Origin of the sequence: Paraburkholderia sp. GAS206C (genome assembly GCF_050435645.1) — a bacterium.
Lineage (GTDB): Bacteria > Pseudomonadota > Gammaproteobacteria > Burkholderiales > Burkholderiaceae > Paraburkholderia > Paraburkholderia phenazinium_B.
On record NZ_JBNDKR010000001.1, the window covers coordinates 717665 to 738307 of the forward strand.

A 20643-nucleotide genomic window follows, 5' to 3' on the forward strand; every position below is an offset into this window, starting at 1 on the left:
TCAGTGTCTGGAACCGCGAAAAAGGTCGACCAGGTTGCGAACCTTGGCGAGATAGCGCTCCACGTCTTCGAGTGCGGCCACCGCTTCAGGATAGGTGGTCCGCACAAAACGGAGCTTCGTTCCGATGCGAGCCTGCGCGAGCCGCCACAGGTCTGCTTCGATCACGGTGCCGATCTTCGGGTAACCGCCCGACGGCTGCGCGTCGCGCAACTGGATGATCGGCTGACCGTTGTGGGGCACCTGAATCACGCCGGGCACGATGCCGTGCGAGCGCTTTTCGATTACACGCACCGCGCTCAACGTCGGACCTGCAAGGCGGTAGCCGTAGCGGTCGCTCTGCGGCGTCACCTTCCATCCTTCGCTCCAGAACGCAGCGAGCGATTCCGGCTGGTAGCAGTCGTATTCGGCGGCGGGCAGCACACGCACCACCGTTTCGGTCGCCTCGGCCTCAGGGACGGCCAGCGGACGGGGTATCGAAAACTCAGGCGGCACGGTGCCGAACCCGGCTTCGTGGGCCAGCTCATATAGCGGCGCAGCCTGCTCGAGGCCGACAGCCTGCACCACATCGCCTTTCTGCAACTGGCGCCCGTTGTAGCCGCCGAACTGCCCGCGCAACTGCGTGCTGCGCGAACCGAGCACGACGGGCACATCGACACCCCCTGCGAGCGACAGATAGCAGCGCGTGCCGCTTGCCGGTACGCCGATCGTCAGGACGTCGCCTTTGCTTGCCTGCGCGGTCCACCAGGGGAGCACCGAACGCTCGCCCAGACGCGCGGCGCAATCGGCGCCGGTGATCGCGAAAGCGGTGTCTTCAAGGAAGCGAATGCGGAACGGAAACATCGGAATTTCGATGCCCGCCGCGTCCTCGGGATTGCCGAGCAGGAGGTTGCCGACCGAGAGCGCCAACCGGTCCATCGCGCCGGCCGTGCCGACACCGTAGCGCAGATAACCCTCACGCCCCTGGTCCTGCACCGTGGCAAGTGCTGAGGAAGACAGGATCTCGATCATGAGACGATCCTCTCGACGCGAAAACGAATCATGTCGCCGGGCGCCAGGGTAGCCGGATTGTCGCGCATCGGATCGAAGAAGGACATCGAGGTATGGCCGATGGTATTCCAACCGCTGGGCCCTGTGGAGGCCGAAACGCCCGTCTGCACGCCGCCGATCGACACAGCGCCCCCTGGCAGACCAAGCACGGGCACCTTGCGGCGCGGCGTGGCAATACGCGGATCCATGCCGCCGAGGTAGCAGTAGCCTGGGTGGCTGCCGAGTGCGAAGACGGTATAGAGCGGCGCGCAATGCAACTGCACGACCTCATCCACGGACAAGCCGGTGTGGGCCACCACGTCGTGCAGATGCGGCCCGAACTCGCCACCGTATTCCACCGGCAGCTCCACCACTTTGCCTTCAATCTGCAGTTCGCCCGCCGCGGCCCACGCGTCGCGCAAAGCGGCGTCGAGCGAGCCCGGATCGGCAGGCGGCGTGGAGAACGTCAGCATCAGATTGGTCACGCCCGGCACCGCCTCACGCACGCCCGGCCACGATTCGACCTCGCGCGCCAGCGTCCAGATGCGGCGTTGCGCACGCAGATCGAGCGCGCCGGGCGCTTCGAAGAGCATCGCCGTCGTGCCCAGCATGCTGATGCAAAGCGGAGGGTCCGAATCGTCCTGTTTCATCGCGTGGGCGGTCCTTTCTGAATCCAGTCGCATCTGTCCGGCCGTGCCGGCGTACGCGATCGATGCATGTTCGATGATGCACGTCATGTCGGTTTCCTGTTTGCAAGCCAGCGTTCCAGATGGTGAATATCGACGCCGCCCGCACAAAAACCCTCGTCCTCAAGTATGGCCTGATGCAACTGCACATTAGTACGAATGCCTTCGATGCGCATCTCCGAGAGTGCGAGACGCATGCGCACCAGGGCTTCCTCGCGGCTCGCGCCGTAGGTGATGAGCTTGCCGATCAGCGAGTCGTAATACGGCGGCACCACGACGCCGCTGCTCATGTGCGAATCGATCCGCACGCCGTTTCCTCCCGGCAATTCCCACGCTGTGATCTTGCCGGGACACGGCAAGAAAGTGAAAGGGTCCTCGGCGTTGATACGGCATTCGAGCGAATGACCATTGGTGCGGATGTCCGATTGCCGGATCGTCAGCGCATGGCCCTGCGCAATGCGAATCTGTTCCTTGACGATGTCGATGCTGGAGGTCATCTCTGTCACCGGATGTTCGACCTGCAGGCGCGTGTTCATTTCGATGAAGTAAAACTCGCCGTTCTCGAACAGGAATTCGAACGTGCCCGCGCCGCGGTAGCGGGTCTGCCGGCATGCCTCCACGCAGCGCTCGCCGACCTGCCTGATCAGCCCCGGATCGATGCCTGGCGCCGGTGCTTCTTCCAGTACCTTCTGATGACGCCGCTGCAGCGAACAGTCACGCGAACCGAGCCACAGCGCATTGCCATGGGTGTCGCACAGGACCTGAATCTCGACGTGGCGCGGATGCTCGAGAAACTTCTCGACGTACAGTTCGGGCTTGCCGAAAGCGCGGCGCGCTTCCTCGCGCGTCACCGAGACCGCTTCCAGCAACTGCCCGGCACTCTGCACCACCCGCATCCCGCGCCCGCCGCCGCCCCCGGCCGCCTTGACGATAACGGGAAAGCCGATCGCTTCGGCGACCTTAAGGATCGCTGCGGGATCATCGGGCAAGCCGCCGTCCGGGCCTGGAACGCAGGGCACACCCGCTGCGCGCATGGCGCGCTTGGCCGCGACCTTGTCGCCCATCGTCCGGATGGAGCGCGGTTCCGGACCGATGAAACTCAGCCCTGCCGCTTCGACTTCTTCGGCGAAGTCGGCGTTTTCCGAAAGAAAGCCGTAGCCGGGATGAACGGCCTGCGCACCGCTGACATGCGCGGCAAACAGGATCGCGCCACGGTTCAGATAGCTTTGCCCAGGCGCGGCGGGACCGATGCACAACGCCTCGTCGGCCAGCCGCACGTAACGTGCGTCCGCATCGGCTTCCGAATAGATCGCGACCGTCTTGAGCCCCAGCTCACGGCACGCCCGTTGGATTCGGAGTGCGATCTCGCCGCGGTTGGCAATCAATACCTTGTTAAACATCGTCGCCCGACCGGAAGAAATGGCACGTCGCCACAACGGAGCGGCAATTCATCGATGGATTCGTACGCATGGCCATCATCCGATGCGAAACAGCGGCTGGCCGGCTTCCACCTCGTCACCCGGCTTGACGAGAATCTCGATGACGTTGCCCTTGAACTCGGATTCGATCGCGTTAAACATCTTCATCGCTTCGATCGTGCAGAGCGCCTGCCCTTCTTCAACGGCATCGCCTACGCCTACGAAGGGTGGCTCCCCGGGCGCCGGCGTTAGATGAACGATGCCGAACATCGGAGCGCAGACCAGCTGGGGCTCGCTCGCCGTGACATCCACTGTGGTGGAAGCGGCGACCGGTGGGACGGCCTGCACCGCTTCCTCGGCGGGGGTCGAACGCGCGGCGCGAGGGATGTCCTCGCTCGCATCGGACGTCGCGCGCCGATGTGTTTTAACAAGCCGAATCTTCTCGTCGCCCTCGATCAGTTCGAGTTCGGCAAGGCGCGATTCGGCCAGCAGGTCAATGAGACCCTTAATCTTCTGAAGATCCATTTCTGAGTCCGTGGCCTGGTTAAGGCTAGTCGATCCGGCTCCATTCAAGCTGGACGATCTACGCTGGACTCAATGTACCTGGCGCATAAAAAATGCGCCAAGACGGTTTGGGTTTGTAGCGATAAGGCGCGCTTATGTATCGGCGCCGGCCTCCGAACGCACGTCGAGCGCAAGGTCTCCCGCCAGTTCCAGCAGGATGTCCTTGACGGCCGCGGCGGGCTCGGAAAGGGGAAGGTGGTCCGACAGGCAGACCGAGAGGGGGATCTTGATGACCGGCGAAACGATGCGGCACTGGACGATATCGCCCGCCGCCGCGACGACCCGCGCGGTGGAGTCCGGCAGGATCGTGGCGCCGATGCCGGCGCCCACGGCGGCCGAAAGCGTCGACGCCGATTCGATCTCGGCCACCACCTTGGGGATCATCTGGACACGCGCGAAGCCCTCGTCCACGTACTTGCGCAGATAGTTATAGGGCCGCGGCAGCAGCAAGGGCACATCGCGCAGGGCCGTCACGTTGATCTGCTCCTGCGTGATGCCCATACTGCGCGGCGCGACGAGGAACAGCTCCTCGTTCATCAGAAGCTGGAACGACAGGCCGTGGACCGGCTTGTCGCCATACAGGACGGCCATGTCCATCCGCCCGTTCATGATCAGTTCGCTAAGCGTGGTGCCAAAGTTCTCGTTGATATACAGAAGGATGTCCGGATGGCGGGCGCGCACCGTGCGCAACAACGGCAAGGACAGGGCCGACGCCCCCGTGCCCGGCGCGAGACCCACGGACACCTGGCCTGACAAGGTTTGCCCGGCGCTCTTCACGTCCGCCTGCGCCTGCTCATACTGCCGCAGGATCAGTTGCGCGTGACGGTAAAGGGTGGCGCCCGCTTCGGTCGGCGTCACGCCGCGCTTCGTGCGCACCAGCAGTTGCTGCTGAAACTCGTCTTCGAGCGTGATCAGTTGCTGGCTCAGCGCGGGCTGGGCGATATGCAGCACTTCGGACGCCTGGGTCAGGCTGCCGATATCGACAATCTTCACGAAGTACTTCAAACGCCGCAGGTTCACGCTGATTGCATCCGTGGTCGGTTAAGGGATTGCAGCAATCATAGGGCAAGCGCTGTTCGACGCACAGCCCTCAAAAAACCCGTGTGCCGACGACGCGACAGATGTGGCGCATTGCCCCCGGCAGCAGCGATTGCGGGAAGTACTAATTGCTGCGATGCGTGTGCAGTGCGCAGCTCGTCCCGTCATAAGTGGATGTTATTACGCCAGCGGAAAGACATCTTAGCGACATCTTTTCTGCGCGCTTACTGTTAGGCCTCATTAAACCCCCATCCAGGAGTCCAGTGTGAGTGCATCGCGCATCGCCGCCCGTGTCCAGCGCATCAAGCCGTCGCCTAGCAGTGCCGCGGCGGATCGTGCCGCCGAACTGCGGCGTCAGGGCAAAACGATCGTCAATCTGGTCGTTGGCGAACCCGACTTCGATACGCCCGAACATATCCGTCGTGCCGCATTCGAAGCGATGGAGCGCGGTGAAACACGCTATACGCAAACCGCGGGCACACCTGCACTGCGCGCCGCTATCGCCGACAAGCTCAAGCGCGAGAACGGGCTTTCGTATGATCCGAAGCACGTCATCGTCACGTGCGGCGCCAAGCACGCAATCTTCAACGCCCTCGCCATCACCGTCGAAGAAGGCGATGAAGTGCTGATTCCCGCGCCTTACTGGGTGTCTTATCCGGACATGGCGCTGGCCTGTGACGGCGTACCCGTCGTAGTGCCATGCACCGAGGACGATGGTTTCAAGCTGACGCCTGCGACCCTCGAAGCCGCGATCACCCCACGTACACGCTGGCTGATCATCAATTCGCCGACCAATCCGACCGGCGCGACCTATACGGCCGGCGAGCTGCGCGCACTGGCCGACGTGCTGCTGCGTCATCCACGTGTGCTCGTCATGCTGGACGATATCTACGAGCACATTCGCTTCGACGGCGAGGCGCTTCAGCATCTGCTCTCAGTCGAGCCTCTGTTGATGGATCGGACCCTGGTGGTCAACGGCGTGTCCAAAACCTACGCGATGACCGGCTGGCGTATCGGTTATGCAGCCGGTCCGGCCGACCTGATCGGCGCTATGGACACGCTCCAGTCCCAGTCGACCAGCAACGCGAGCTCGATCAGCCAGGCTGCCGCGCTTGCCGCGCTGACCGGCGACCAAAGCTTCGTCACCCGTTCGGTGCGTGTCTATCGCGAACGGCGCGACCACGCGCTGGCAGCACTCAACGCAATTCCGGGCATCAGTTGCCGCACGCCGGGTGGCGCTTTCTATCTGTATGTGAATTGCGGCGGCATGATCGGCCGCACCACCCCGCAGGGAAAACGCCTCGAAGGCGACGCCGATGCCGTGCTCTACCTGCTCGAACACGCAGGGGTTGCGCTGGTAGCGGGCTCGGCCTATGGGGTCTCCCCCTTCTTCCGGATGTCGATCGCCACCAGCGTCGAAACCATCGACGAAGGCTGCAAAAAGATCGCGGCGGCCGTAGCTGCCTTGGATTGAGGGCAAAGATGCGGCGCGAAATATCGCGCCGCATTCTCAGATAAAGACATGCCGCACTGTCTGGATGCGGCAGTTGAACTGTAATTTCCGTTTTCTTCAAACTGCAAGGGGATCTTCTCGTGAAAAAGAATACATTAGGTGTACTGATTGGAGTTGGATTGGCAGTATCTGGAACCGCGTATGCGCAGTCGAGCGTCACGCTGTACGGCATCATTGATGAAGCGGTGCGTTACGACAATCATCAGACGAAGACCGGCAGCGGCAGTCTTTTCACGATGGGCAGCGGCGGCGAAATTCAAGGTAGCCGCTGGGGCTTGCAGGGAACGGAAGATCTCGGTGGCGGCATGGCCGCAATCTTCCAGTTGGAAGGCGGCTTTACGCCGAACACCGGTGCGACGCAGCAATCGGAGCCGAACGGCACGGCGCGTCTGTTCGGCCGCACGGCTCTCGTCGGGCTCACCACCAACTACGGCACGATCACAGCGGGCCGCCAATACACGCTGGTCCACGAAATGGGCTGGACGCACGACATCTATGCGTTCGCCAATTACACCGGCACGGTCGGCTTCCAGGGAGCGGGCGAAACCGGCGGCGGACGTCTGGACAACTCGGTGCGATACACGTCGCCGACTATTGCCGGCATTACCGCTAAGGGTTCCTATACATTCGGCCAGACCGCCGGCAATTTCCATCAGTATTCGTCGCCCGCATTCGCTCTTTCGTACGACAACGGTCCGTTGAGCGTCGGGGCGGCCTATCAGGTGATCAACGACATTGGCGGCCTGACGCCCGCCACGACCGAGTACGGCAGCACCTACTTTGGCCTCACGATTCCGGACAGCTCGCAAAAGGTCTTCACGGCCGGCGCAACGTACAAGTTCGGTTCGGCCAAAGTCTTTGCCTCATACATCTTCAGCCACGTCTATCCGGCGGACTACCGTAACGACTCGTTCTCCACAGCTCTTCAGTACTACATCACACCGGCCTTCGTTCTCGACCTGCCGCTCTATGTCGACTTCGTTCACCACGCCGGCGAGAGCGGTACGCGCATTACCGGTGGCCCGACGTTCGATTACTTCCTGAGCAAGAGCACGGACATCTATATCGGCGCCGACTACAACCATCTGACCGGCGCATGGGTCACGCTGGCTGCGGCTTCGGGTTCCAACCAACCGTTCTACGGCCATAACTCGCTGTTCGAGGCGGATATCGGCCTGCGTCACAAGTTCTAAAACCTACTGAACCAGAGGTCTGCTTCGCGCCTCGTCAGCCGAAGCAGACCCGGCATCGCAAATCAACAACCATAAGCTGTGCCGATTGGCCCAGACAAAATCGCTCTTGGTCGCTTGCATCGCACAGGCCTAAGGTATAGGTTGATCATTCACCCGAATCTCCCGATTCGCTGACCGAGACCTTTCCATGCACGCACTCGTCATTCACGCCCCGCTGGATTTACGCATCGAGGACGTTCCGACTCCCGAACCCGACGCTGACCAGCTGCTCATACGCGTTCGAGCTGGCGGCATCTGCGGTTCCGATCTGCATTACTTCAATCACGGCGGCTTCGGGACCGTGCGCATCAAGGAGCCGATGGTGCTCGGCCACGAGGTGTCGGGCGTCGTAGCCCGCACGGGTTCGGCCGTCACCGATATGCCGGTTGGCACACGCATCTCGATCAGCCCGAGCCGGCCGTGTGGACTCTGCCAATACTGTCAGCAAGGCCTGCAGAACCATTGCCTGGATATGCGCTACTACGGCAGCGCAATGCGCACGCCGCATGTGCAAGGCGCGTTCCGCCAGGAAATCGTCATCGATCGCTCACAGGCTCATGTCGTTGCAGACACCCTGACTGACGAAGAAGCCGCGATGGCAGAACCGCTGTCCGTCGCACTGCACGCGGTGCGCCGCGCAGGACCGTTGCTCGGCAAGCGCGTGCTCGTTACGGGATGTGGACCGATTGGCGCGTTGATCGTAGCGGCTGCCCGCCGCGCGGGCGCAGCGCACATTGTTGCGACCGATGTGAGCCCGCTGCCGCTGCAAAGCGCACTCCAGGTGGGCGCAGATGTCGCGCTCAACGTCGCCGAGCAAGCCGACGCTCTTGTGCCCTTCTCGGCCAACAAGGGAAGCTTCGATGTCCTGTTCGAGGCAAGCGGAAACGCCGCTGCATTGCGCAGCGCGTTCGACGTGCTGCGTCCGCGCGGCATCGTTGTTCAGGTCGGCCTCGGCGGCGGTGAAGTCAGCTTGCCGATGAACGTGGTCGTCGCCAAAGAATTCGAATTGCGCGGGGCATTTCGCTTTCACGAAGAGTTCGCGGTAGCAGTGGAGCTGCTGAACAAAGGCCTGATCGACGTCAAGCCGCTGATCTCCGGCGTGTTTTCGTATCGGGATTCGATCGCGGCATTTAAAGCCGCTGGCGACCGGTCGAAATCGATGAAGGTGCTGGTCAATTTCGAATGACGTTTTGTTGCCAGTAGTTGGATCGCGACGGTTAGCGTGTGAGGCATAACCGTCGCAAACAACTCAAAGCCTGCCCAAACTTCGGGCCTTAGTTATTGCAGCGCGCTTCCAGCGCGTCAATGAACGCCCGGTCCCAACGACCTTCTCTCATCGCACGCATCGTTTCGGCCTCCGCTTCCAGCACGGCGAGCGCCTTCTCGATGACAAACCTTGCGTCTTCCTGAGGAATGGCCAGCAAGCCGTCCTGATCGCCGACGACAATGTCGCCCGGGTTAACGACCATGCCGCCCACACATACCGGCACATTGATCTCGCCCGGACCGTCCTTATACGGTCCGCGGTGTGTGACACCGCGCGCATAGACCGGAAAATCCCGCTCACGAATCTCCGCGACATCGCGGATCGCGCCGTCGATCACCACGCCCGAGAGACCGATCGTGGCAGCGTAAAACGTCAAGATGCCACCGACAACCGCGTTGTTGAGGTCGCCGCCGGCATCGACCACCAGCACGTCGCCTGGGCGGCAAAACTCGAGCGCACGCAGATAGGTCAGGTTATCGCCGCCGCGCGAACGCACAGTGACCGCCGTGCCGGCCATCGTCTTCTTCCCGGGGCGCTGGTAAGGATGCAGTCCTGCACTGCCGGTGTTGCGATGCATGTTGTCGCTAAGCGCGGAGACCGGAATGTCGCGCAACGCGTTTAGAGTGCTGACTTCGGCCTGAGCAGCCGAGGGGTTCTTGCGGATGGCTTTGTACATAGTCGATGTTCGTGTCGGGAATAGAGGGAACCGCTTGACGCTGTCACGCACTCGTAACGGTATGCTCGCCACCGCGGGCACGCCAAGATGAAATCGGTCTGCCGCAATACCGAACACTTATGAAGCGAAGCGCGATCCGTCGCCGCCCTGATTAGCAAACGCGCGCTTGAACTCCAGCGCCCAGCTACGTATTCTTGTGATCAATCCCTTGGAGGCGACCCATCAACATGATTGATCTACGCGGTATCGACCTGAACCTGCTGGTGTCACTCGATGCACTGCTCGCAGAGTCCAACGTCACGCGAGCAGCCGAGCGCCTGCATCTGACGCAGCCCGCCGTCTCGACGCAACTCGCGCGGCTGCGGCAGATCTTCGGCGATCCGCTCCTGATCCCCGCCGAAACCGGCCGCGGCATGACGCGTAGCGCGCGGGCGCTGGCCTTGATGGAGCCGTTGCACGCAGCCTTGAAAAACCTGGAAGTGGTGGTGCGCCATCAACCGGCCTTCGATCCGCATAGCGACGTGCGGCGCTTCGTCATCGCAGCTAACGACAACGCCACCTCCGTGCTCGGTTTGCCGCTGATGGAGCGGCTGCCCGAACTGGCCGGCCAGGGCGTGCGCATTGCGTTCGTCGTGGCCGATCAACCGTCGACGGCAGAGCGCCTCGAGCGTGGCGAGATCGATCTGCTGCTCGGTTCCGAACGGATGATTCCGGCGTCGATGAAAGCCCGCAAACTGTTCGACGAGCGTTTCGTCTTCGTGCAGCGCAAGGGGCATCCACGAGGCACGGCGTCGCTCGATCTGGATACGTATTGCGCGCTAAACCATGTACTCGTCTCGACGAGTGGCGGCAGTTTCTACGGCTTCATGGACGAACATCTCGATGCGCTCGGCCGTGCGCGGCCCGTCGCACTCTCGGTCCAGCATTTCACGCTAGTGCCCGAATTGCTGGTGAATTCGGACTACGTTTCGACGTTGCCGTCGCGCTTTGCGGAGCGTCATAACAAGCGGCTCGATCTGTTCGAACTGCCGTTCGAGGCGCGCGGCTTCACGCTATTCGCGGCGTGGCATCCGCGTAACCATGTCGACCCGGCACTCGTGTGGCTACGCGAAACACTAACGGATCTGGCAGCAGCATAGGGCTTCAATTCCTCTGTATGCCTTACCAATAGCACGTTTGACCGCCGATTTTCCGCTCCGTGGCGGCACCAATAGCTCCTGTTGTATTGCACAAAACAGTGTTTCTTTTCTAGCCCGATAACGGACGCTTGATCCTCTGCGGCATTGCATATAGTTAATCGCAACGTGCAGCGATGCCGCGTCGCATCCGCATGTCCGGACGTCTTCCCGCAGTTCCCGCTCACCACCGCGGCATCGAAATTGCTGACTTCCTATACGCCGCCAGTGCATCGCATAGAACTCCCGACGTGTCGCGGGTTTGCATCGACCTTTCATGGAGCAAACAGAACGTTATGTCCAGAAATCGAGTCCCCCCGGGTTCAGACGACGAACCTGACGCCACCCCCAATAAACCTTCGCGCCGCCGCTTCCTGCAATCCGCTGCGGCCGCCGCGACGGTAGGCGTTACGCCGCATGTCCATGCCCAGAACCAACCTGCCGCCGTGCCGTCGCCCGAAGCGCCGCGCGCGCCCGAGCCGCCGCAGCCGGTCACGCTCAATGTCAACGGCCGCGCCTATACGCTGCAACTCGAGCCGCGCGTGACGCTGCTCGATGCACTACGCGAATACGCCGGGTTGATGGGCACGAAGAAAGGCTGCGACCGCGGCCAGTGCGGCGCGTGCACCGTCATGGTGGAAGGCCGTCGCATCAACTCTTGCCTGACACTTGCCGTGATGCACGATGGCGAAACCATCACTACAGTGGAAGGCCTGGCGAGCAATGGCGTGTTAAGTCCGATCCAGCGCGCCTTCATCGAACACGACGCCTTCCAGTGCGGCTACTGTACGCCCGGGCAATTGTGCTCGGCCACTGCCATGCTCAACGAGTTCGGCAACGGTACCGCCAGCACCGTCACGGCCGATGTCCGCACGCGCCCCTCCCAACTCAGCGACGATGAAATCCGCGAGCGCATGAGCGGCAACATCTGCCGCTGCGGTGCGTATGCGAACATCGTCGCCGCCGTGCGCGCCGTGCATGACGGCAGCACGGGCAACGCCTAGGAGGCCGGCATGGACGCGATCTCCTACGAACGCGCTGTGGACGTGAGCGGCGCGCTGCGCGCAGCGCAGCAACCCGGCACGATGTTTATCGGCGGCGGTACCAACCTGCTGGATCTGATGAAAGGCGGTGTGGAGCAACCCGTACATCTTGTCGATATCACGCACCTGCGCGGCCTCGACACTATCGGCACGCTGCCCGACGGCGGCCTGCGCATCGGCGCACTCGTGCGTAACAGCGATGCCGCCAATCACGCCCTGGTACGCGAGCAGTACCCGTTGCTGTCACAAGCGTTTCTGGCCGGCGCCTCGCCGCAGTTGCGCAATATGGCCACCGTTGGCGGCAATCTGATGCAGCGCACGCGCTGCGGCTACTTCTACGATACGGCATTTAGCCAATGCAACAAGCGCCAGCCCGGCAGCGGCTGCGCTTCGATAGAAGGGCAAAACCGCACGCATGCGATCCTCGGCGCCAGTTCGCAGTGTGTCGCCGTGAACCCGTCGGATATGAGCGTGGCACTCGTAGCGCTCGATGCCGTGGTGCGCGTGAGCAGTCTGCGCGGCGAGCGCACGATTCCGATCTCGGAGTTTCACCGCCTGCCTGCCGATCGTCCGGAAGTGGATACGACACTGCAACCCGGCGAGCTGATCACGGCGGTCGACTTGCCGCCCCCGCTCTTTAGCGACCACTCCCATTACCTGAAGGTGCGCGACCGCGCGAGTTACGCGTTTGCGCTCGTTTCGGTCGCCGCGGCTTTGCAAATGGATGGCAATACGGTTAGGACTGCGCATATCGCCTTAGGCGGGGTCGCGCATAAGCCGTGGCGCGCGAGTGTCGCGGAGCAGATGCTGAGTGGGAAACCGATCTCGGATGCGAATCTGCGCGCGGCCGCCGCTGCCACGATGGGCGAGGCGCAGCCGCTCAGCGGCAACCGCTTCAAGGTGCAACTCGCGCAACGCTCGATCGTGCGTGCCGTGAATCAGGCCGCGGGCCGGACGGGAGGTGTCGCATGACTACGAACCTGAACACGAAGGCGCCACTGGTCGGTCAGCCGATGGATCGCACCGACGGCGTGCTGAAAGTCACCGGCGAGGCCCGCTATGCAGCGGAATTTGGCGGAGCGCGCCTCGCGCACGCAGTGCTGGTGACGAGCACGATCTCGAGCGGCAGCATTGCCTCGATCGATGCGAGCCGCGCGCAATCGCTACCGGGCGTACTGCTGGTGATGACGTATCAGAACGCGCCGCGCCTGCCCAATGGCGGGCGTCCGCCGCTGGCGCCGCCCGCCGGCCGTCATCTGTCGTTGCTGCAGGACAACCAGGTTCACTACAGCAATGAGCCAGTCGCCGTGGTGGTGGCCGACACGCTGGAGCGCGCCACCGACGCCGCACAGCAACTGCGCATCACGTATCAGGCGACGCCTGGCGCGCATAACTTCACGCGCGCCAAAGCGACCATGCACGCGCCGATCAGCCCGCAGGGCCGCCAGACCGACACGCAACGCGGCAACTTCGATGAGGGCGTGGCCGCCGGCAGCGTGCGCATCGATCAGGTCTACACGACACCGGTCGAACATCACAACCCCATGGAGCCGCACGCCACCATGGCGCATTGGGATGGCCCGCAACTGACGCTGTACGACTCCACCCAGGGCGTGAGCGGCACGCGCACCGCCGTGGCGAAAACGCTCGGCGTATCGCCGGATGACGTGCACGTGACCTCGCCGTTCCTCGGCGGCGGTTTCGGCGGCAAGGGCTCGTCCTGGTCGCATGTGGTGCTCTGCGCGATGGCCGCGAAGCAGACGGGACGTCCGGTGCGCCTCGCCTTGACGCGCCCGCAGATGTTCGGCTCGGTCGGCGCGCGACCGCGTACAGAGCAGCATTTCCTGCTCGCCGCGCGGCCCGACGGCACGCTCACCGCGATGCTCCACGACAGCATCTCGAACACGTCGACGATCGAAGACTGGACCGAGACCTGCTGCATGGTCACGCGCATGCTCTATGCCGTGCCGAATCAGCTGACGACGCATCGCCTCGTCCAGTTGAACCTTGGTACGCCTACATTTATGCGCGCGCCAGGCGAAACCACAGGCTCGTTCGCGCTCGAATCCGCGATGGACGAACTCGCGTGGAAACTCAAGATGGACCCCGTCGCATTGCGGCTGAAAAACTACGCGGAAGTCGATCCGCAGGAGAACAAGCCTTTTTCGAGCAAGGCACTGCGCCAATGCTATGAGATTGGCGCGGAAAAATTCGGCTGGTCGCGGCGTACTTCGACACCCCGTTCGATGCGCTCCGGCCATACGTTGATCGGCCTCGGCATGGCGAGCGCCACGTATCCCGCCAACCGCAGCCCGGCCGCAGCCATTGCGCGCATCCTGCCCGACGGAACGGCAATGGTCGGCTCGGGTACGCAGGATCTCGGCACCGGCACCTACACGGTGATGACCCAGGTGTCCGCCGACGCGCTCGGCTTTCCGCCCGAAAAAATCCACTTCGAGCTCGGCGATTCGAGCTTGCCTCAAGCGCCCGGTTCGGGCGGCTCGCAATCGGCCGCGAGCGTCTCGCCGGCGGTGCACGATGCCTGCACGCAGGTACGCAACCAGTTGATCTCGCTCGCGCTGGCCGACAATGCATCTCCGGTGCACGGCATGGATGCGTCCGATGTGACCGTGCAGGACGGCTGGGTGGTCAGCCGCGCGAATCCGTCACTGCGCGACCCCGCGGCCGCAATTCTCGCGCGCGCCGGCGGCAAGCCAATCGAGGCCGTGGTAAGTGTGAAGCCCGGCCAGGAGCGCAGCGAATATTCGCTGCATTCGTTCGGGGCGGTGTTCACGGAGGTCCATGTCGATGCGGATCTCGGCACGATCCGGGTGCCGCGCATCGTCGGCGTGTACGACGTCGGCCGGGTCCTCAATGAGAAAACCGCGCGCAGCCAGATGATGGGCGGCATGGTGTGGGGCATCAGCGCCGCATTCGAAGAAGACACGCTGCTCGACGAGCGCTATGGACGCTTCGTCAATATGAATCTCGCCGAGTATCACGTGCCGGTGAATGCGGACATCGGCGCGCTGGATGTCACCTTCGTGAACGAACCGGATCCTCATATCAATTCGCTGGGCGTGCGGGGGATTGGCGAGATTGGCCTGACCGGCGTGGTGGCAGCGCTCGCGAACGCGGTTTATCACGCCACTGGCGTGCGGGTGCGGGATTTGCCGATCACGCTCGATAAGGTGTTACCGCCGGTGGAGGTTTGAAGGGGCCGGCGCGCCCGCCACATTCGCGCTTGCCTGCTCGCCGGTTGCGCCGCACAATCGACCTCATCCTCCTCTCCAGGTGCCGCCCATGGCCTATGCCTCGCTCGCAACCGGCGTGCTGCTCGCCGCCGGCTACGGGTCGCGCTTCGATCCGGACGGTCTGCACAATAAACTGCTCGCCCGCATGCCGGACGGCGGCATCGTTGCGCATGAAGCCGCGCATCGCCTGCTGCTGGTGGTCAGCCGCGTGCTCGCCGTGGTGAGGCCAGGATCCGAAGCGCTGGCCCGCATGCTCAATGAGGCCGGTTGCGACGTGGTGTTCTCGGCCGACGCCGAACGCGGCATGGGCGCGAGCCTCGCCGCCGGCATCGAAGCGAGCGCCGACTCGGAAGGGTGGATCGTCGCGCTGGCCGATATGCCGCGCATTGCTGTCGCCACGGTAGAAGCCGTAGCGCGCACGCTCGACGGCGGAGCATCGATTGTCGTGCCGTTTTATCAAGGCCAACGCGGGCATCCGGTCGGTTTCGGCGCGGAGCACGGCGAAGCCTTGCGCGGACTCGACGGCGACACCGGCGCCCGTGCCCTGCTGGCCGCAAACCGGGTCGCACGTCTGGATCTCGACGATCCGGGCATCCTGCGCGACGTGGATACACCCGACGATCTCGCCGGCGTGTGACCGGACAACCCTGCGTGCAACCTCCCAGACGATCTCGCGCGGCGCCTCCCGGGCGGCGCCGCGCTCAGGCACACGCCTTGCGAATGCACAGACGTTGTGCGCAGCGCGCGCCAATACCGACTAAGCTGATGTGACGCGTTCCCGTCGTCACATCAGACGCGGTATGCCGCGTGCCTCGCCTCCGACAATCCAGTGCGACTCCCATGAGCGAAACCAGCCCGCGTCTTTTTGTTGTCTCGCCCCATTTCGACGATGCCGTCTTTAGTTGCGGCGCGTTGCTAGCCACCCATCCCGACGCCGTCGTCTGCACCGTCTTCGCCGCGGCGCCCGAGCCGGATATGCAGACTGAATGGGACCAGCAGGCCGGCTTTACGAGCGCGCAGGAATCGGTGAATGCGCGCACACTGGAAGACAATCGTGCGCTCGAACTGCTCGACGCGGTCCCGGTCAGGATGCCGTTTCGCGACGGCCAGTATCTGGACTCGCCGTCGATCAGCAGGTTGTCGGCCGCGCTTGAAGAAACCATTTACCGCTCGACCGCGAACACGCTGGTGATGCCGCTCGGTCTGCATCACGCCGATCACGCGCTGGTCTACGACGCCTGCATCGAAATCCTGCCGCGGCTGTCGCACCTGACGTGGTTTGCCTACGAGGATGCGATCCACCGCCGCCAGCCGGGCGTGGTCGAGGCGCGCCTCGACGATCTGGCGCTACGGGGGATTGTGGCGACGCCGGCGCACCCGTCGATCGCACACACGATCGATGCCGAACGTCAGGCGTACCTGAAGCGCGAGGCCGTCTATGCTTATGAGAGCCAGCTACGCGCATTCGGGCCGAAAGGTTACGAAGATGTGTTTCGCGCCGAACACTACTGGCAGTTGAGCGTGTCCCGTGCTCCCGCACGCCGCTCCTCTCCCGCGAGGTGACGTCATGTTTTTCCGCATGCATACCAACCCGATTCCCGACCCGCTTGCGGACCCGACACGCGATCCGGAGGGCGACCCGCTGGCGCCGCCCTCGCCCGGCCATCACAACGACGAGCCGCAGCGGCCCGAAGGGCCGCCGGATAAAGATCCGGTTTGACGCTGCGGAGTCGGGCTGGCTTTAACGCGTGATTTCGGTAAAGCCTTGCAGCAGACGGTCGACGTCCGCGGGATGGATGTTGCCCATCGTCGAGATGCGGAACAGTTCCGCCGAGAGGCCGCCCTGGCCTGCGTAGATCACAAAGCCGCGGGCCTTCAGCGCGTCGTGCAGTTGCGGGTAGCTGATGCCGGCCGGCAGCCGGTAAGCGCGCAACACCACCGACGACTGCTCCGGCGGCAGCACGCTCTCCATCCCGCGCGCAGCCAGACCTGCACGCGCCTGCTCGGCAAGCGCCGCATAGCGCGCGTGACGTGCCTTCCAGCCGCCTTCGTCCTCGAGTTCACGTAATGCTTCGACGAGTGCGTAGTAGGCGTGCACCGACGGCGTGAACGGCGTATTGCGCTGATCCTGCAGTTTGGCGAGACGCGCCAGGTCCAGGTAGTAGGTACGGCTTGCCGCGTGAGCCAGGGCCTCGCGCCGGACAATGACAAACGACGCGCCCGGCACGCCATGCAGACACTTGTTGGCGGTCGCCGCGACGGCTGCGATGGTGCTGTCGGCGAAATCGATTGCCTCGGCGGCGAAACTGCTGACGCCATCCACCAGCAGACGCACGCCATGCATGCGGCACACCGCGGCCAGCGCCTGCAGATCGTTCAGACGGCCGGTGGTGGTCTCGTGATGAATCACCGCCACGTGCGTGAAGCCCTCGCCCGCAGCGAGGCGTGCCGCTATCCGTTCGAGGTCGGGCGCCTGCATCCAGTCGTGCTTGAGCGCTTCGTGCGCGATACGGTACTGGCTCGCAATCTGCGTAATGCGCTCGCCGTACACACCGTTTTCGACCACCAGCAGCTTGCCGTTCTCCGGCACCAGGCCCGCAATCATGCTTTCGACAGCAGCGGTACCCGAACCGGTCATCAGCACGGCTTGCCACTCGGCGGGGTCGAGCTGATAGATCTGCAGCAGACGCTCGCGCGCCTCTTCCTGCAGATCGAAGAACTCGCTCTCGCGATGACAGAGATCGGGCTGCAGCAGACTCTGGCGCACACGCTCGGTCAACGTCACGGGGCCGGGATTGAGCAACAACATCATTGGGCTCCTTGAGCGGTGGCGATATGGCACATGAGACGCGTCTTCACATCCGGCGGAGTGATGGTGGGGCGCGGCAGGCCGTCCGGCGTGCCGCGGCGGATCGCAAGGCGCACGAAACGCGGACCCTTGAGCGGCGCCGCGGCGAGTACTTCGTCGAGCACGGCCAGATCGTCGCTTTCGACCGCCGAGGCATAACCGCACGCGGCCGCGACGCCCGCGAACGACACCTGCGCAGACACCGTTGCCTGACCGCCGGTCGAATCGTGCGCGCCGTTGTCGAGCAGGACGTGTGTCAGATTGGACGGACCGTATGCACCCAAGGTGGCGAACACGCCCATACGCATCAGCGCGGCGCCGTCGCCGTCGACTGCGACCACGTGCAGGTCGGGACGCGTCAGCGCCAGACCGAGCGCGAACGGCGTCAGGCAGCCCATCGAGCCGACCATGTACAGCTGGTTCGGCCGGTCGTCGAGCGCATACAGTTCGCGCCCGCAAAAACCCGTGGATGCCAGCACCACCGTCGATTCAGCCGGCGTGTGCGCGATCACGCGCTGCAACGCGGCCTGGCGCGTCGGCAGCGCATCCGCCGCCACGCCGCGCCACTGCGCTTGTGCCGCGGACGGCGTGCGGCGCGCCGCGCCGTCACCCTGCTTCAGCTCATACGGCGCTACGCTGCCCTTCTGCATGACGAGCGCATACGGACGACCGGTCTCGTCCATGTGAGCAATCGCGCGATCGAGCGCCGGGCCGATGGCGTCGGCTTCGGTCGGGAACGTCTCCCACGGAATTTCCATGGTATCGAGCATGGCCGGCGTGACCGGTCCCATCAGCGCATGCTGCGGCTCGTCGGACACGCCGGGCTGGCCGCGCCACGTGACGATCAGCAGTTGCGGCAGACGGAACGTCCAGGTCAGCGACGTCAGCGGGCTCACCGCATTGCCGAGCCCGGAGTTCTGCATCATCGTGACGCCGCGCCGGCCGTTCTGCGCGCCGAGCGTGACGCCGGCGATCAGCGCGACCGCGTCGCCTTCATTGGCCGCCGAGACGTAATGCAGCGACGGGTCCTGCAGCACATAGTTGATAAACGGCGTCAGATACGAACACGGCACACCGGCATACCAGTCGAAGCCACGCTCGCGCGCCGCCTCGACAAACTGTGCAGCCTCGATCATTGCGCCTCTCCGCTGGCGGCGCCAGAGGCGAGCGGCGTTTGCGAGTGCGCGAAATCGCCGGCACGACGGAAGTCTTCCAGATCGTTGACGCCACGCCAGTGACCGTGCACGTACTGCACTTCGATCGCTTCACCGGCTTCGATCAGCGCGTTGAGCAGCGCGGGCATATCGAGCTTGTCGAAATCCGGACGAGCACGCAACGTGGTCAGCACCGCGTGCAGACGCTCGCGTCCTTCGCCGCGCACGTTCAAGAGACCAACCCAGCGGCCGTCCGGCTGCTTGACGTCGCTCGAAGTCGCGTTGCCCTGCAGCTCGCTCGAGACGCGCTTGAGCAGCACCTTGTTGCCGAACAGACCGCGATCGTCCGACGCCGAGCACCATGCGAAGTCGCGCACGCTGCTGTTGACCGGCTCGGTCAGTGATGAATCCACCACGACGCTAAACGGCGCTTCGCTTTCGACCAGGTCGCGCACGATATAGCTGCGGAACAGCAGATCGCCGTACGAGATGACCGTATCCGACTTGAGCGCATCGACGGCGCAGGCGAGCGAGGCCAGTTCGCCGGTCTCCGCATGGCGTTCGTTGACGACCAGCTTGATGCCGGCGGTTTCGATGGCATCGGCGCGATAGCCGCCGACCACGGTGATGTCGTTGACGCCCTGCTTCTTGAACGCATCGACGAGCCAGCGCAACAGCGGCTTGCCGGCGATCGGCAACATGACCTTGGGACGATCCGCCGTCACGGCTTCGAGACCGGCACCACGGCTGGCGGCCAACACGACGGCCGAAGCCGACGCGCGCGAAGCCGACAGATAGCGGTTTTCGGCTTCCGAGTATTCATCGGCGTCCTGCAGACGGAAGATTTCGTTGACGGACGCGATGCGGTCCTCGACATCGACGAGCGTTTCGCTGGCGTGGATTTCTTTGGCAACCGCTTGCATAGCCGAGGTCGACGCGCGAATCAGATGGTTCGCCCAGATGACGGTGCTGATGCCCGCTTCGCGGAACACTTCAGTCGGCGTGCTGTAGTACTTGGTCGGCACGATGACGAGCGGACCACGGCCGGCCCATTCGCGGGCGAACTCGAGGATTTCGTCGGGACGCGACAGCTTGCTGTGAATCAGGATCGCGTCGGCGCCGGCCAGACGATAGGCTTCGGCGCGGCGCAGCGCTTCATCCATGCCCCAACCGGCGATCAGTGCTTCGACGCGCGCGACGATCGAGAAGTCCTCATCGGTCTGCGAGTCTTTACCGGCCTTGATCTTGCCGCAGAACTCGTCCATTTCGGCGAGCGGCTGACGTTCGCCGTTGATGAAGCTATTGGTCTTGGGGAACTGCTTGTCTTCGATACAGACGCCGGCGATGCCACGTTGTTCGAGTTTGCGCACGAGGCGGCGGACGTTATTGAAGTTACCGTAGCCGGTATCGCCATCGAGGAGGATGGGGAGATCGCTGGCATCGGCCATGAATTCGAGGTTATCGACGACCTGGGTCCAGCTGGCTTCGTTGTTGTCGCGCACGCCGAACTGGGCGGAGATGGCGAGACCGGAGGCCCAGATGGCCTTGAAGCCGGCTTCCCGGACGATGCGGGCGGAGAGGCCGTTATGGGCCTCCATCATGAATTCGAGCTGGGTGCTGGTGAGCATCTGGCGCAGGCGGGAGCTGCGCGAGGCGGCGACGAAAGCGGGTTCGCGGGCGTTCATGGTTTGGGTGTGCTCCTGCGGTGTCTGTTTGCTGTTTTTTGCCTGCCGCGGGGTTGGATGTGCT

At 63.6% G+C, this 20643-nt stretch carries 19 protein-coding genes; 10 read left to right on the plus strand and 9 right to left on the minus strand.

What is annotated here, in order from left to right; genetic code table 11:
• The 5 genes from P3T20_RS03310 to nac all read right to left on the minus strand — a co-directional run bounded on the left by P3T20_RS03310 (position 1) and on the right by nac (position 4714).
• Complete coding sequence (locus P3T20_RS03310) at positions 1–1008, minus strand: biotin-dependent carboxyltransferase family protein (protein WP_429286040.1); 1008 nt, start codon at positions 1006–1008, stop codon at positions 1–3.
• Positions 1005–1676 (minus strand): 5-oxoprolinase subunit PxpB, encoded by a 672-nt coding sequence (pxpB, locus tag P3T20_RS03315; protein WP_074269200.1) that lies wholly within the window; start codon positions 1674–1676, stop codon positions 1005–1007. The genes P3T20_RS03310 and pxpB overlap by 4 nt, the downstream gene beginning before the upstream one ends.
• Positions 1677–1759: 83 nt before the next feature.
• Positions 1760–3112, minus strand: coding sequence for an acetyl-CoA carboxylase biotin carboxylase subunit (accC, locus tag P3T20_RS03320; RefSeq protein ID WP_074266230.1), 1353 nt, complete (start codon positions 3110–3112; stop codon positions 1760–1762).
• A 75-nt stretch (positions 3113–3187) separates the two neighbouring features.
• Positions 3188–3655 (minus strand): acetyl-CoA carboxylase biotin carboxyl carrier protein, encoded by a 468-nt coding sequence (gene accB / locus P3T20_RS03325; protein ID WP_429286041.1) that lies wholly within the window; start codon positions 3653–3655, stop codon positions 3188–3190.
• Between the two features lie 132 nt (positions 3656–3787).
• The gene (gene nac, locus P3T20_RS03330) at positions 3788–4714 is read right to left on the minus strand and encodes a nitrogen assimilation transcriptional regulator NAC (RefSeq protein WP_074266232.1); all 927 of its coding nucleotides are present in this window, start codon (positions 4712–4714) and stop codon (positions 3788–3790) included.
• Between the two features lie 283 nt (positions 4715–4997).
• Here nac and P3T20_RS03335 point away from each other — a divergent pair, with 283 nt between their 5' ends.
• The 3 genes from P3T20_RS03335 (at position 4998) to P3T20_RS03345 (ending at position 8663) form a co-directional block, all read left to right on the plus strand.
• Complete coding sequence (locus tag P3T20_RS03335) at positions 4998–6206, plus strand: aspartate transaminase (protein WP_429286042.1); 1209 nt, start codon at positions 4998–5000, stop codon at positions 6204–6206.
• A 158-nt stretch (positions 6207–6364) separates the two neighbouring features.
• Positions 6365–7438 (plus strand): porin, encoded by a 1074-nt coding sequence (locus P3T20_RS03340; RefSeq protein WP_083611537.1) that lies wholly within the window; start codon positions 6365–6367, stop codon positions 7436–7438.
• 187 nt (positions 7439–7625) lie between these two features.
• Positions 7626–8663 carry an L-idonate 5-dehydrogenase gene (locus P3T20_RS03345; RefSeq protein ID WP_074266235.1) on the plus strand — a complete coding sequence of 346 codons (1038 nt, stop codon included), beginning with the start codon at positions 7626–7628 and terminating at the stop codon, positions 8661–8663.
• A gap of 88 nt (positions 8664–8751) precedes the next feature.
• Here P3T20_RS03345 and P3T20_RS03350 read toward each other — a convergent pair whose 3' ends face one another.
• Positions 8752–9420: an RraA family protein gene (locus P3T20_RS03350; RefSeq protein WP_429286043.1), complete on the minus strand. Its 669-nt coding sequence runs from the start codon at positions 9418–9420 to the stop codon at positions 8752–8754.
• A gap of 227 nt (positions 9421–9647) precedes the next feature.
• Here P3T20_RS03350 and P3T20_RS03355 point away from each other — a divergent pair, with 227 nt between their 5' ends.
• From P3T20_RS03355 to P3T20_RS03385, 7 genes are all read left to right on the plus strand, one after another.
• The gene (locus P3T20_RS03355; protein WP_429286044.1) at positions 9648–10559 is read left to right on the plus strand and encodes a LysR family transcriptional regulator; all 912 of its coding nucleotides are present in this window, start codon (positions 9648–9650) and stop codon (positions 10557–10559) included.
• Positions 10560–10891: 332 nt separating this feature from the next.
• On the plus strand, positions 10892–11599 hold the full coding sequence (locus P3T20_RS03360) for a 2Fe-2S iron-sulfur cluster-binding protein (RefSeq protein ID WP_429286045.1): 708 nt from the start codon (positions 10892–10894) through the stop codon (positions 11597–11599).
• A gap of 9 nt (positions 11600–11608) precedes the next feature.
• Positions 11609–12610, plus strand: coding sequence for an FAD binding domain-containing protein (locus tag P3T20_RS03365; protein ID WP_429286046.1), 1002 nt, complete (start codon positions 11609–11611; stop codon positions 12608–12610).
• Positions 12607–14853: a xanthine dehydrogenase family protein molybdopterin-binding subunit gene (locus P3T20_RS03370; protein WP_429286047.1), complete on the plus strand. Its 2247-nt coding sequence runs from the start codon at positions 12607–12609 to the stop codon at positions 14851–14853. The genes P3T20_RS03365 and P3T20_RS03370 overlap by 4 nt, the downstream gene beginning before the upstream one ends.
• An 88-nt stretch (positions 14854–14941) precedes the next feature.
• The gene (locus P3T20_RS03375) at positions 14942–15529 is read left to right on the plus strand and encodes a nucleotidyltransferase family protein (protein WP_074266241.1); all 588 of its coding nucleotides are present in this window, start codon (positions 14942–14944) and stop codon (positions 15527–15529) included.
• Between the two features lie 203 nt (positions 15530–15732).
• The gene (locus tag P3T20_RS03380) at positions 15733–16455 is read left to right on the plus strand and encodes a PIG-L deacetylase family protein (protein WP_429286048.1); all 723 of its coding nucleotides are present in this window, start codon (positions 15733–15735) and stop codon (positions 16453–16455) included.
• 4 nt (positions 16456–16459) lie between these two features.
• Entirely contained in the window at positions 16460–16612 is a 153-nt protein-coding gene (locus P3T20_RS03385) for a hypothetical protein (protein WP_167379410.1), read from the plus strand.
• 21 nt (positions 16613–16633) lie between these two features.
• Here P3T20_RS03385 and P3T20_RS03390 read toward each other — a convergent pair whose 3' ends face one another.
• Genes P3T20_RS03390 through aepX form a run of 3 tightly spaced genes read right to left on the minus strand, consistent with a single transcriptional unit; the run spans position 16634 to position 20579 of the window.
• Complete coding sequence (locus P3T20_RS03390; RefSeq protein WP_429286192.1) at positions 16634–17701, minus strand: 2-aminoethylphosphonate aminotransferase; 1068 nt, start codon at positions 17699–17701, stop codon at positions 16634–16636.
• Complete coding sequence (gene aepY / locus P3T20_RS03395) at positions 17701–18876, minus strand: phosphonopyruvate decarboxylase (RefSeq protein ID WP_429286049.1); 1176 nt, start codon at positions 18874–18876, stop codon at positions 17701–17703. Before aepY ends, P3T20_RS03390 begins: the two co-directional genes overlap by 1 nt.
• Positions 18873–20579: a phosphoenolpyruvate mutase gene (gene aepX, locus P3T20_RS03400; protein ID WP_429286050.1), complete on the minus strand. Its 1707-nt coding sequence runs from the start codon at positions 20577–20579 to the stop codon at positions 18873–18875. Before aepX ends, aepY begins: the two co-directional genes overlap by 4 nt.
• Positions 20580–20643: the final 64 nt, after the last annotated feature.

Coding starts and splice junctions, on each gene's coding strand:
- P3T20_RS03390 (WP_429286192.1), bottom strand. CDS start 17,701: ATGTTGTTGCTCAATCCCGGCCCCGTGACGTTGACCGAGCGTGTGCGC.
- P3T20_RS03310 (WP_429286040.1), bottom strand. CDS start 1,008: ATGATCGAGATCCTGTCTTCCTCAGCACTTGCCACGGTGCAGGACCAG.
- P3T20_RS03350 (WP_429286043.1), bottom strand. CDS start 9,420: ATGTACAAAGCCATCCGCAAGAACCCCTCGGCTGCTCAGGCCGAAGTC.
- P3T20_RS03380 (WP_429286048.1), top strand. CDS start 15,733: ATGAGCGAAACCAGCCCGCGTCTTTTTGTTGTCTCGCCCCATTTCGAC.
- accB (WP_429286041.1), bottom strand. CDS start 3,655: ATGGATCTTCAGAAGATTAAGGGTCTCATTGACCTGCTGGCCGAATCG.
- P3T20_RS03355 (WP_429286044.1), top strand. CDS start 9,648: ATGATTGATCTACGCGGTATCGACCTGAACCTGCTGGTGTCACTCGAT.
- aepX (WP_429286050.1), bottom strand. CDS start 20,579: ATGAACGCCCGCGAACCCGCTTTCGTCGCCGCCTCGCGCAGCTCCCGC.
- aepY (WP_429286049.1), bottom strand. CDS start 18,876: ATGATCGAGGCTGCACAGTTTGTCGAGGCGGCGCGCGAGCGTGGCTTC.
- pxpB (WP_074269200.1), bottom strand. CDS start 1,676: ATGAAACAGGACGATTCGGACCCTCCGCTTTGCATCAGCATGCTGGGC.
- P3T20_RS03365 (WP_429286046.1), top strand. CDS start 11,609: ATGGACGCGATCTCCTACGAACGCGCTGTGGACGTGAGCGGCGCGCTG.
- P3T20_RS03385 (WP_167379410.1), top strand. CDS start 16,460: ATGTTTTTCCGCATGCATACCAACCCGATTCCCGACCCGCTTGCGGAC.
- P3T20_RS03375 (WP_074266241.1), top strand. CDS start 14,942: ATGGCCTATGCCTCGCTCGCAACCGGCGTGCTGCTCGCCGCCGGCTAC.
- accC (WP_074266230.1), bottom strand. CDS start 3,112: ATGTTTAACAAGGTATTGATTGCCAACCGCGGCGAGATCGCACTCCGA.
- P3T20_RS03370 (WP_429286047.1), top strand. CDS start 12,607: ATGACTACGAACCTGAACACGAAGGCGCCACTGGTCGGTCAGCCGATG.
- P3T20_RS03360 (WP_429286045.1), top strand. CDS start 10,892: ATGTCCAGAAATCGAGTCCCCCCGGGTTCAGACGACGAACCTGACGCC.
- P3T20_RS03345 (WP_074266235.1), top strand. CDS start 7,626: ATGCACGCACTCGTCATTCACGCCCCGCTGGATTTACGCATCGAGGAC.